Below are 11,982 nucleotides of genomic sequence, written 5' to 3' on the forward strand. Positions count from 1 at the left end.
TTATCGATTCAATCATGAATAAGACAAGGTCCAGCTCCACTTCCCTCCGCTAGTACGAACTAGATCAGGTTCAAAGGGTCCAAGATTTTCTCTTGTCTCAGTCATACATGACTCCCCTAGTGGACTTTTGTCATTTAATTATCTTTACTCTACACATGTGGCGATTTGATGTCAACCGCCTTTCTTAATTCAACGTTCTGATTGTTGGCAGCTTCTCGATCCCTGCAGCATAGTAGAAATTCAGCACACTGAAGAAATCAATCGGCTTTCCTGTTTTTAAATCTACAGCTAAAATATGATCACCGTAATTTGTCATATCATCAATATCTAAGCGTCTTGGTGTTGTCTTCCCGAGTGTATCAACAAAGCTACTATGGTAGTACTGCCCGCTAGCAAACGATGATTCATGATACATAAATAAAGTCTCCACATCTAAGTAGACGAGAATGGCCTCAGAGGAACTTGCATATGGAGCGGAGTACGACACTGGTGCCGAAATACTTTTCACTTTCACACTGTCAACAGAATGAGTTCTTTGTTCATATTTTCCATCATATGAGAAGTAAAACACACGCTCCCATTTATAATCGGCGGTCTTTGTTTGCTTATTGTATACTTTTGTACCATTTGCGAAAACATCACCGTTTGCATACTCAGCTACAAAATATTGCAAGGTGGACGAAAGGGATACAGCCCCCGTGAAATTGGGCGGGTTTTTTGCATTCACTTGTATCGTGTAGGAGTCTCCAAATTCTCCGCCGCTTGTAATACCGAATGCATAATCACCTGCTGGTAAATTGGTCAATCCAAGCAGGCTGCCTGCCGGTTGAATTAAATCTGTCGGGTAGGCTTGTCCTGTTTCATAATCAACAACAAATAATTGAACAAAATAATCAGGGTTTGAAGAGGTAATCCGGCTGATGAGTGCCTGAGGTGAAGATGTGCTTAAAAACCATAAATCAACTGGGTCGTCCTCTGTTAAGACAGCCGATTGATTAATAGCTAGTCCATCAATGGAGCGAACGGCAGACGTGCGCATTTTGCCTTCTTTAGCAGCTTTTCGTTTGATACTGATTCCTTTCTTCTTATTCACTTTAAATGATTTTTTCACTTGCTTTTGTTGAATAGCGATTCCTTCATCCTGCTTCAAAAACGATTCTTGCACTTGCTGAATCGCTTTTTCCGTCAGTGGTGATATTTTCCCTTCTGATTTCGGTGCTTCTTCTGCTTTTAATGCTGGTGAAAACAAACCTGTTGCGACGAGTAAAACAGACAGTAAAGCTGCGGTGATTTTGACATAAAATGCTCTCACAGGAACATCCCCTCTTTCCTCATTTGGGTTTTTTACCCTGTGATTATTTTACCATTATTCTAATTATTGTTTTGGTCTTTTTTGGGACATTTTTATAACAAAAAAACCAGCCGCATGAGTTACGACTGGTTTTTGATCGTTTTATGCAATGGTTTTGACAAACAAGCGTGCTGTTTCTGCACTTGATCCCGGGTTTTGTCCAGTGATGATTTGTCCGTCAACGACAGCAAATGGCGCAAAGGCATCTCCTTTTTCAAACGCTGCCCCCTGCTCACGAAGTTTTGTTTCCAATAAAAATGGAACTTTTGATGTCAGCTGCACGGCTTCCTCTTCTTCGTTTGTGAAGCCTGTGATTTTTTTGCCTTTGATAAATGATTTGCCATTTTGGTCCTTCACATCAACGAATGCTGAAACACCATGACAAACGGCTCCGATCGCACCATTTTTATCTGAAACTGCTAAGATCGCATCCGCTACCAGTTGATTAGACGCAAAGTCGATCATAGGGCCGTGCCCTCCAGCAAAGAAAATTCCGTCATAATCTGCGGGATTCACATCTGTAAGCGCCTTTGTGTCTTGAAGTAATTCATATACATCTTGATATTGCGCTGGGACACCTTCAGGAATTGAATTTTTGTCAATTGGTACAGTGCCACCTTGAATAGAGACAATTTGTACTTCTAGTTCATTTTCTTTAAAAATATGAAATGGCTCTGCTAACTCTTCTAGCCATAAGCCTGTTGGATGTCCATTCATTTCCGGGCTGCTTGTTGATACTAATAACACTTTCTTACTCATCTTGATCATCCTTTCGATTTATCCTGTGGCTATTTTATATTTTGCACAATTAAATATCAAGCAATATGATTTTAGGCCAGCTCATTATGTTATACCCGATTTTCTAAAAAATATGGTATGACTCCAAATCTAATCAATATGTCACATTCTATTGGTAGGGAATTTCATGTAAAATTGTCATTGAGTGATATAATATGAGGAAAGATTGACAGTTCTCTCGTCACATGAGGGAATTTTTAAAGGAGTGGAAAAGAGATGAAAACCTATTCGATTGTGATGATCATCATCACGCTCTGTATTATATTGGCCGTCTTTTTGATGAACCTAACGGGGGTCATGTACGGAAAAATCATTTTGGCCGTTGCCGTAGCCCTTTGTCTAACATCCATTATTCGTTTGATGGGTCTTCGAAAAAGATAAAAGCCGCCCTCACTAGGGGCGGCTTTATTTAAGATTAGATCGCCAGCATCAGTGCAATGAGTGCAAGCAGTGCTGGTACTCCTTGTTTGATGATAATTGATTTATTGGATGTTACACCGCCAAATACTGCGGCGATGAGCACACAAAGAATGAAAAACAGCTGAATCATATATCCAACGGTATTCGATCCAAGAATGAGCCCCCAAATGAGTCCTGCAGCTAAAAACCCGTTATAAAGCCCCTGATTGGCAAACATTACTTTGACATTTGGATCTTTTTGCAAGTGTTCTGGCAGTTTAAAAGACCGCTTCGCCATCTTTGATTCCATAAAAAACATTTCTAATAACATGATGACAATGTGTTCTAATGCGACAATTCCTACTAAAATCATTGCTAAAATATTCAATTTAGTTAATTCCTTTCTGATAGACGTTCACGAATCTCTATTTTGTCCGTGTATAAATCAAAGTCTTGTATCAATTCTAGCGCTTCTGTAAAGCGACTTTGTGGAATGTCTTTCATTTTTCTCACGCCGAATTCCTTTTTAATAAAAGCCATGATGGTATTGATATGAAGCTTACCGTGGCCAGCATACTCCAAATGGCTGCAAAAAGTCTGCATCGTCCCTCGAATCACCTTTAATTGCTTGGCAGTGACACAACTCATTGGTAACGCTCATCCTTTCCTTTGTTTTAACAGCTAAAAAGAATCATGGTTGAAAGAAAAACCTTCCAGTGTCTATTATATAATGGTTTCATTCGGATATCAAAATAAAAAAGAACAGACATTCGATTTAAAAACCAATCGTGCCCTCATAATCCTTTTCTCACATATCAAAAAGCCGGATTCAATGGTAGAATCCGGCTTTCTATTTAGTTACTTTTCGAAATTAACACCTTTCCAACAGAACGATCCTTACTTTGTCCAACGACTTTAAAGGATAACCCATATGTCGGTACATCGCGTCCTGCATCTGGGTTGTTTGGATTCACATAGTTCTTTTTATCACTAAATGTACGAGCCGGGCGAATGTAGCGATCTTGCAAAGTTAAGCCCGTTGTTGCTGTATAATCTATATTCAGCTTCGTACTTGGATTCAAAGAGAATGCTGCATCATGTACTTGGAACCCTGTTGCGGCAATGGAACCGTCACTCCATTTTAATACTTGCTGATCTGCATCTACTACGCCAAGGAAGCCGTTCCCCGGATGTTTTCCTACCCAGTTATCACTGTATGATTGATCGACATACCAAACGACCAACCCGTTATTATAGCTCATCAGACTTGCCCCGCGTTTAATATGCTTTAAGCCTTTATCGACATCAGCATAAGAGCGCCACTCTAGTAAATAGTATTGTGCTGCATATTGTTTTCCATTAGATTTTGAGAATCCATTAAAGGTAAAAGTAGACGTGCCCTCGGCATCATCTGACCATACTTTCGTTCCATCTGCCGTGATGTTCAGGTCATCTACGAATAAGCCTGGAAGTGCATAGCCTGCATCAGTTGTGTAACGGAATTGCAGGTCGATTTTCTTCCCTGCATAAGCAGACAGGTCAAAGGCTGCATCTACCCAGCCGTCTGATTTTCCGTCGATGCCATTGCCTTCGTTTGCACCTGCTTCATTTCGATCATTCGTGATGTTACCTGCGATGGTCTTCCATTGATCAGTCCCTGTTTCACGCACTTCGACATACGCATAATCATAATCTTCTTCAATATCGTACCATGCTTTAAATGTCAGCTCTGCTTTGCTTCCTTTTGACAAATCAATACCTGTTGTTGTCATGGTTGCATTCAAATTGTCACCCGTTCCGCTGAAGTACGAATATTTCCCTTGAGCAGGTGTCGTGACGACAATCTCTTTATCTGGTAAATCGACTCGAACGGCATCATGGTTCGTTCCTTTTGTTGCTGCTTCATCAATTAATACTGTTTTGCTTTTCTTTAATGTTTTACCATCGATGGTTTGTCCAGAAAGCCAGTTGCCTCCATGCAGATTTTGAAGCATTTCTTTCGCATATGGGCTAAAGCCTGTTGGTTCCGTACCAGGAACTTTACCTGCCCAGCTTCCGCTTGACATGATCGACCAGTAAGAAACGGGCTCTCCTCTGCCTGTGTACTGTGTATCGTACTCGTCAGGAAGACCAAGATCATGTCCGAATTCATGTGTGAACACACCGGCTGCGCCATCTTCAGGCTCGATGGTGTAATCCAACGCGCCTAATTTCCCGCCTTGACCAACTTCAGATTCAGTATTCGGAATTTCAAATACATCACCAAGTGACCAGCGGTGTGACCAAATCGCATCAGCACCAAGTTGTCCGCCGCCTGCTTCTTCACCTACGCCGGCGTGAACGACCATTAGATGGTCAATGATACCGTCTGGCTCGTTATAAACACCGTCGCCATCAATATCATAGCGGTCCCATTGATCATACTCGCTTAGATCAATATTCGGATCTTTTGCTGCTGCTTCGAGTGCTTCTTTCACCAATTCGCGCGGTCTGCCGTCACTGCCTGAATCGTCAGGTACGTTCCCGCCGTAATAAGCTGCTTCATGCTTCGCTGTATACCATCCTGCAACTGTTCCACTAACTGTGTAACTCCCGCCGGACTGCTTTTCATAGTATTGCTTCATGGATACTTTCCGTTTCCCATCAGGACCGATGTAGCCATTTTTTCCGAAAAGCATATCTTGATAGTGCTGTTGATCGTACTTGTCATAGTACATATCAGTCTCTTCTTTTTTAATACTATTATGCTTATAATCTTTAAAATCTACTAATAAAACCAATACTTTATCATTGCGGACGTCACCTTTATACTTTTCCTTTTTGACCGGTTTTACTTGATTGCTTTCTTTTCCTTTATGCTTCTTTAATTTTTTCTTTTTGGCAAGTTTGTTATGTACCTCTTGTTTGTATTCTTTCAGGAATTCAGGCTCTTCTGTTAAGGTGCTGGCACTTTGTTTCATTGCTGATTCTTCTTTTTTCTTTAGATAGTTCTTTAATGCTTTTTGGGTTTCTGCCTCATTGGCATTCTTTTTGATCTTTCCTTGTTTTTTCAAGGCTTTGACAAGACGGTCTTCATTCACGACACTTGAGTCAAATGGAATACCTGAATAATGACCGCCATCAGAGGATGTTGATTTTTCTGTGGTGTGGGCAGATAGAGGGGTGCTGAAAGCTGTCAATGTGCCTAAACTTAGGACAGCGGTTAGTGCAATTTTCGTCCATTTCCCTTTTTTCATATTGGTTCCTCCCTATTTTGGTAATAAATAATATCTAATTCTAGCATATTCCAATATAGTTAAGTCGAAAAACATTTTATTTTCAGAAATTTTGTGGAAAATGCACAATACGTGAATGAAATGGGTGGAACCATATGTCGAAAATAAAAGAACCCTAGGCGATAACCGCCTAGGGTGTTTGTTGTTTTTCTATGAAAGCTGCTGGCCTTGAAAGGCAACCACGTCAAGTGGAGCGGCTAAGAATTCTTTTGCCTTCGCTACGAAAGCCTGGAAATGAGCACTTGCATTATGGCTCTGAACCGCAGCGTCATCTTTCCACACTTCTACCATTAAAAAGGTATTTTCCTTTTCTGTATCCTTGAACAGCTTGTAGGAAACATTGCCTTCTTCAGCCTGTGAAGCTTTCATTAACTCATTGATTTCTTCTAAAAATACGTTTTCTTTTTCTGGATGAATGGTCATCCCTGCATGAATAATAATCATTTGATCGTCTCCTTTTGAAAAGATATTATTTCCACTCAGCAATACGATCAACTGGTAAGCGGTAAGATGCATAGCCTTCGTCGGCTGCTTTCCCAATTGATAGCAGCATGACTGGTACATAACGTTCTTTATCCCATCCAAATGTTTCAGCGATGACTTCTTTATCATATCCGCCAATTGGATTTGTATCATAACCGTGTGCACGTGCAGCAAGCATAAGCTGCATAGACACAATCCCACCGTCAATTAAGATGGTTTCGCGGTTCACTTGCTCTGGAAGAACCTCAAAGTGTGCAGTTAATGCAGCAATTTGTCTTTCTTTCACTTCTTGCGGCATGTAGCCATGCTCTACTGCTTTTGAATAAATTTCTTCTAAGTATTCATTGCTTTTCATATCTGCAAATACTGCAATGACAGCTGCTGATGTTGACACTTGAGTTTGGTTGAATTTTGCAAGTGGTGCAAGCTTTTCTTTTCCTTCTGGGCTGTCAATAACCATGAAGCGCCAAGGCTGTGCATTTACTGATGATGGTGCAGTTGTTGCTTCTTCTAAAATCTCTGTCATTTCTTCTTTGCTGATTTTCACAGCTGGATCATAGTTACGAATAGAGCGGCGCCCTTTCATAATTTCCATAAAATCGTTTGTTTTTAATGTTATAGCCATGTGTAACACTCCTTTAGGTTGTTTGAATCTTTTCGATGTTTTGTTGTATACGGATGAGCACATTAGTGAGAAGCCTTCGTTCTTCTTCACTTACGTTTTCAAGCATTTCTGAGATAAATCGTTCTTTTTCTATTTTAGAAGCTTCGATTCTCGTTCTGCCTTCTTCTGTTAAGCGGACAAGTGTGACTCGATTATCTTCTGGTTTTCTTCTGCGTGTGACCATTCCTTTTGTTTCTAGCTGTTTTAAATGACGCGTCACAGCTGCACTATCAATATTTACTTTTTTCTGCAAATCTGATTGGCTGATTTCATCGGCTTGGAATAACAGCGATAGCAACTCAAGTCTTGATTGGCTGATGCCCGTGCATGCTTCGAACTTCACGCCCATCATACGGTTCACGCACTGCAAACGATATAATACCTCTGCCTCTTCAGAGCAAAATGCAGTCAATGCCATCCCCTCTTTTCTATTCAGAAATCAATTACTTGATATATCAATCATTGACTCGTCAATTAATATACACCCATTGTTTGATGATTGCAAGAGGTTTGTTTCATAAAGTGAATTTTTTTATTTCAATAGAAAAAGACGAGCCTAAAATGACCATAAAAAAAGACAAAAGCGACGAATCACTTTTGTCCTTTTTCTTTATTCAGTAATGACTGTGTGAATCAATGTTGGTGCATCGGCATGATCAGCAATGCGGATGTTGTCATAAATTTTCTCCATGACATTTGCAACATCTTCACGATTCGCATGGAGAGTCACAAGTGAATCTCCTTTTTCAACACGATCGCCCACTTTTTTGTTCAGCATGATGCCGACAGATAGGTCGATATCGTCCTCTTTTGTTGCGCGGCCTGCTCCAAGGATCATCGCTGCAACACCGATTTCGTCCGCGACGATTTCAGCTACGACACCGGATTCTTTTGCAGGTACTTCGATTTTGTAAGGTGCTTGCGGCAATTTTTCAGGCTGATCCACAATTGAGCTGTCTCCACCTTGGTTTTCTAAGAATTCCTTGAATTTCTCAAGTGCTTTGCCGTTTTTCATCACTTCAATCAGCTTTTCTCTTGCTTCATCAAGTGTGTCTGCTTTTTTCGCAAGAACGACCATTTGACTTCCTAATGTGAGCACAAGCTCGTTTAAGTCTTCAGGACCTTCGCCTCGGAGTGTGTCAATCGCTTCTTTCACTTCAAGGGAATTTCCAATCGCTAATCCTAGCGGCTGAGACATGTCAGAGATAACCGCCATTGTTTGTCTGCCTACGTTGTTTCCGATGCGTACCATGGCTTTTGCAAGCTTTTCTGAGTCTTCTGGTGTTTTCATGAAAGCACCTGCGCCTGTTTTCACATCAAGTACAATCGCATCTGCACCAGCAGCAATTTTCTTACTCATAATGGAGCTTGCAATAAGCGGAATTGAGTTAACAGTTCCTGTCACATCACGAAGAGCATACAGCTTTTTATCAGCTGGTGTCAGGTTACCTGATTGGCCAATAACTGCTACTTTATGACGGTTCACGAGCTCGATGAATTCGTCTTTTGTAATTTCTACGTGAAAGCCTTTGACCGCTTCAAGCTTGTCCACTGTACCGCCTGTATGCCCAAGACCGCGCCCAGACATTTTCGCAACAGGTACATCTAGTGCCGCAACAAGAGGAGCGAGTACAAGCGTTGTTGTATCGCCTACACCGCCTGTTGAGTGCTTGTCTACTTTAATACCGTCAATGGCAGACAGGTCAATTGTATCTCCTGAGTTCGCCATAGCGAGTGTTAAGTCTGCACGTTCTTGATCCGTCATATCTTGGAAGAAAATCGCCATAGCCAAGGCACTTGCTTGGTAGTCAGGAATTGTTCCGTCCGTATAACCTTTGACAAAGAAAGAAATTTCCTCTGAAGTTAATTCTTTTCCGTCACGTTTTTTCGCAATGATATCTACCATTCTCATTGTTTTCACCATTCCTTTTTTTAAATTAGTAAATCAAACCGACAACGCCTGCTGTTAAGAAACTGACAAGAGTTGCACCGAATAACAGCTTTAATCCAAAGCGTGCGACAACGTTCCCTTGCTTTTCGTTTAAGCCTTTGACTGCTCCAGCAATGATACCGATAGAAGAGAAGTTCGCAAATGATACAAGGAATACAGAAATAATCGCTTCTGTACGAGCAGTGAAATGCAGGCCGTCTCCAGATAGAGCAAGCATCGCAACAAATTCGTTCGATACCATTTTGGTTGCCATAATGCTTCCTGCTTGTACTGCTTCGCTCCAAGGTACACCGACAAGGAACGCAAATGGAGCAAAGACATATCCAAGTACATCTTGGAAAGAAACACCGATGACTGCTGTAAAGATACCATTAATCATCGCAATTAATGCAACGAATCCAATCAACATTGCAGCAACAACAATTGCTACTTTGAAACCATCCATAATGTATTCGCCAAGCATTTCGAAGAAGGATTGTCTTTCTTCCTCAACGACTTCAAGCATGTCTTCATCCTTAGACACTTCATATGGATTGATGATTGATGCGATAATAAATCCACCAAATAGGTTCAGCACAAGTGCTGTAACCACGTACTCTGGTTTAATCATTTGCATGTACGCACCAACAATCGACATCGATACCGTCGACATTGCAGATGCACATAATGTATAAAGACGCTGCTGAGGTAATAATCCAAGCTGTTTCTTAATAGAAATAAAGACTTCTGATTGACCTAAAATCGCAGACGCTACTGCATTGTAAGATTCTAGTTTCCCCATACCGTTCACTTTACTAAGCAAATATCCGATTCCGCGTACGATAAGCGGAAGAATACGCCAATGCTGCAGAATACCGATTAACGCCGAGATAAAGACGATCGGCAGTAAAACATTGATGAAGAAAGTGGACGCATTATCATTCATTAACCCGCCAAATACAAAGTTGATTCCTTCGCCGGCATAGCCTAGAAGCATTTGGAATCCTTTTGCAAAGCCTCCGACTAGAAAGTTTCCAACACCTGTATTGAGCAGAATATAACCTAAAATAAATTGCAGTACAATCATGACAATTACTGGACGGAATTTCACTCGTTTTTTTCCATTACTAGCCAGCCATGCAATGGCGAGAATCACTAGCAAACCGATGATACCAATCACGTATTTCATGTTTTTCCTCCTTGAATGAATTCGTTTACATTAATGCGCTTGTATGGAACAAACCCTATTTCGCAAACAAAACGCGGAAGAAATTCCCAGAAGTGAGTTCCTTCCGCATATGACTTTTTCATCATTTATGAGTCATGAATGTTATCCTACCATAGGATCGTATGAATTAATAGTCTTTCGAAGGAGCTGATTGATCCCCTTTGATAATGGAAACGCCTGCACTTGCGCCAATACGGGTAGCACCTGCAGCTGTCATTGCCTCAACGTCTTCTTTTGTTCTCACGCCGCCTGATGCTTTCACACCGATGTCAGGTCCTACTGTTTTACGCATTAATGCAATGTCCTCAGCCGTTGCACCGCCCGTACTAAATCCAGTCGATGTTTTCACAAAATCTGCGCCCGCTTTCACTGAAAGCTCACAAGCTTTGACTTTTTCTTCATCAGTAAGTAAACATGTTTCAATAATGACTTTCACTAATGCTTTGCCTTTTGCTGCGTCTACAACTGCACGAATATCTTGTTCAACCACATCATATTCGCCGTCTTTCAATGCCGCAACATTGATGACCATGTCCACTTCTGTTGCACCGTTTTCAATGGCATCCTTTGTTTCGAATGCTTTCACTGCTGTTGTGTTTGCGCCTAACGGGAAACCGATGACTGTACATACATCAACACCTGTTCCGGCTAGTTCTTTCGACGCTAGAGATACCCAAGTTGGGTTTACGCAAACAGATGCAAATTGATGAGTCTTTGCTTCTTCAAGTAACTGCATAATTGCAGCTCTAGTTGTATCTGGTTTTAGTGCTGTATGATCAATGAGCTTTGCTATCGTCATGCTTCACACTTCCTTTTAATTATGATACTTTCATCATATATGACGAATGAACAATTGTAAACATGGTTATGAAATTTTGTTCATCTATTTTGTGACATTTAAAAGAGCCCTCGCTGTGTGCTGATCGATGATCAATACATTGGCATATTTCCCTCTTAGTGCACCGTGTATAGAAGCCACCTTTCGATGACCGCCAGCGACAAGAATGGATCGTTCTTTTGTCCTTAAATCATCTAGCTCTACGCCAATTGTGCGATTGTTAATGGCTTCACTGCAAATGCGTCCATCTTGATCATAAAAACGCGAGCAAATGTCTCCAACACTGGATTCCTTGAGGAGCGCTTTTTCTTCTTCACGGAAATAACCTAGTCTAAACAAAAGTGCTTCATCTCTAACCGTTCCAACAGTAAACACAGCGATATTCGCCTGCTTGCCCATTTCAATAATTCGCTGAATATGTCTGTCCTGCTCAACCATCTCCTTGACGGCAGCACTATCAAATACAACAGGAAGCGGCAAATAGCGCGGTGCTGTTTGAAAGGCCTCAGCAAACAGCTGGATGGTTTCCGCCGAATATGTATTCACATGAGAATGGCTGATTCCGCCCTTGAGTTGGACAACCTCTACACCTTTTACCTGTTTAGGTTGCATCTTTTGTGCAATTTGATACATAGTCGTTCCCCAGCTCACGCCAACGATATCGCCGTCTTTCACCGTTTCTTGCAAGTAATCTGCACCAAATCGGCTCAAATAATCGGTGATGGTTGGATAGTCGTCCTTTGGCGAAAACACCACATGAGCTTCGAGCAGGTCATATTTTTCCTTGAGCAGTGAAGAAAGCTCGTTTAAATCCTCAAACGGATCCATCACCGTAATCTGGACGTATCCCTTCTCTTTCGCATATTGAAGCAGCCGAGATACGGTCGGTCTCGACAGGTCGAGCTGCTTGGCAATTTCCTGCTGGCTGTAATCAGACAAATAGTAAAGCCTTGCCGCTTCAATACTCAGCTGTTGTTTCTCTCGATCCATTCATACGCCCCCTTTTTTCTTCTATC

General features: G+C 41.4%; 12 protein-coding genes, 1 pseudogene and 1 riboswitch. Of the genes and pseudogenes, 1 reads left to right on the top strand and 12 read right to left on the bottom strand.

Features of this window, described 5'->3' with window-relative positions:
• Positions 1-24 precede the first annotated feature (24 nt).
• Positions 25-128: riboswitch (TPP riboswitch) on the bottom strand.
• A gap of 56 nt (positions 129-184) precedes the next feature.
• On the bottom strand, positions 185-1,312 hold the full coding sequence (locus tag H7F25_RS16805) for a hypothetical protein (RefSeq protein ID WP_133744376.1): 1,128 nt from the start codon (positions 1,310-1,312) through the stop codon (positions 185-187).
• Between the two features lie 141 nt (positions 1,313-1,453).
• A complete protein-coding gene (locus H7F25_RS16810; RefSeq protein ID WP_185853963.1) occupies positions 1,454-2,110 on the bottom strand; it encodes a type 1 glutamine amidotransferase domain-containing protein in 657 nt (218 codons plus the stop codon).
• A gap of 255 nt (positions 2,111-2,365) precedes the next feature.
• Here H7F25_RS16810 and H7F25_RS16815 point away from each other — a divergent pair, with 255 nt between their 5' ends.
• The gene (locus H7F25_RS16815; protein ID WP_003214630.1) at positions 2,366-2,530 is read left to right on the top strand and encodes a hypothetical protein; all 165 of its coding nucleotides are present in this window, start codon (positions 2,366-2,368) and stop codon (positions 2,528-2,530) included.
• A 34-nt stretch (positions 2,531-2,564) separates the two neighbouring features.
• On the opposite strand, the gene H7F25_RS16820 is transcribed toward H7F25_RS16815, so the two are convergent.
• The 10 genes and pseudogenes from H7F25_RS16820 to H7F25_RS16865 all read right to left on the bottom strand — a co-directional run bounded on the left by H7F25_RS16820 (position 2,565) and on the right by H7F25_RS16865 (position 11,956).
• Positions 2,565-2,936, bottom strand: a complete 372-nt coding sequence (locus tag H7F25_RS16820) for a DUF1304 domain-containing protein (RefSeq protein WP_024423930.1) — start codon at positions 2,934-2,936, stop codon at positions 2,565-2,567.
• A 5-nt stretch (positions 2,937-2,941) separates the two neighbouring features.
• On the bottom strand, positions 2,942-3,196 hold the full coding sequence (locus H7F25_RS16825; protein WP_024427548.1) for an ORF6C domain-containing protein: 255 nt from the start codon (positions 3,194-3,196) through the stop codon (positions 2,942-2,944).
• Positions 3,197-3,402: 206 nt separating this feature from the next.
• Positions 3,403-5,784 carry an immune inhibitor A domain-containing protein gene (locus H7F25_RS16830; RefSeq protein ID WP_185853964.1) on the bottom strand — a complete coding sequence of 794 codons (2,382 nt, stop codon included), beginning with the start codon at positions 5,782-5,784 and terminating at the stop codon, positions 3,403-3,405.
• 189 nt (positions 5,785-5,973) lie between these two features.
• On the bottom strand, positions 5,974-6,267 hold the full coding sequence (locus H7F25_RS16835; protein ID WP_024423933.1) for a putative quinol monooxygenase: 294 nt from the start codon (positions 6,265-6,267) through the stop codon (positions 5,974-5,976).
• A 25-nt stretch (positions 6,268-6,292) separates the two neighbouring features.
• Positions 6,293-6,931: a nitroreductase family protein gene (locus H7F25_RS16840; protein ID WP_185853965.1), complete on the bottom strand. Its 639-nt coding sequence runs from the start codon at positions 6,929-6,931 to the stop codon at positions 6,293-6,295.
• 13 nt (positions 6,932-6,944) lie between these two features.
• Positions 6,945-7,429 (bottom strand): annotated as a pseudogene (locus H7F25_RS16845) (MarR family winged helix-turn-helix transcriptional regulator).
• A gap of 151 nt (positions 7,430-7,580) precedes the next feature.
• The gene (locus tag H7F25_RS16850; protein ID WP_024427551.1) at positions 7,581-8,882 is read right to left on the bottom strand and encodes a pyrimidine-nucleoside phosphorylase; all 1,302 of its coding nucleotides are present in this window, start codon (positions 8,880-8,882) and stop codon (positions 7,581-7,583) included.
• 25 nt (positions 8,883-8,907) lie between these two features.
• Positions 8,908-10,089 carry a NupC/NupG family nucleoside CNT transporter gene (locus tag H7F25_RS16855; protein WP_017368363.1) on the bottom strand — a complete coding sequence of 394 codons (1,182 nt, stop codon included), beginning with the start codon at positions 10,087-10,089 and terminating at the stop codon, positions 8,908-8,910.
• A gap of 166 nt (positions 10,090-10,255) precedes the next feature.
• Positions 10,256-10,927, bottom strand: coding sequence for a deoxyribose-phosphate aldolase (gene deoC / locus H7F25_RS16860; RefSeq protein WP_024423938.1), 672 nt, complete (start codon positions 10,925-10,927; stop codon positions 10,256-10,258).
• Positions 10,928-11,011: 84 nt separating this feature from the next.
• Positions 11,012-11,956 carry a DNA-binding transcriptional repressor DeoR gene (locus H7F25_RS16865; protein ID WP_024427553.1) on the bottom strand — a complete coding sequence of 315 codons (945 nt, stop codon included), beginning with the start codon at positions 11,954-11,956 and terminating at the stop codon, positions 11,012-11,014.
• Positions 11,957-11,982: the final 26 nt, after the last annotated feature.

This window comes from Bacillus sp. PAMC28571 (assembly GCF_014250435.1).
Classification (GTDB): Bacteria; Bacillota; Bacilli; order Bacillales; family Bacillaceae; genus Bacillus; species Bacillus safensis.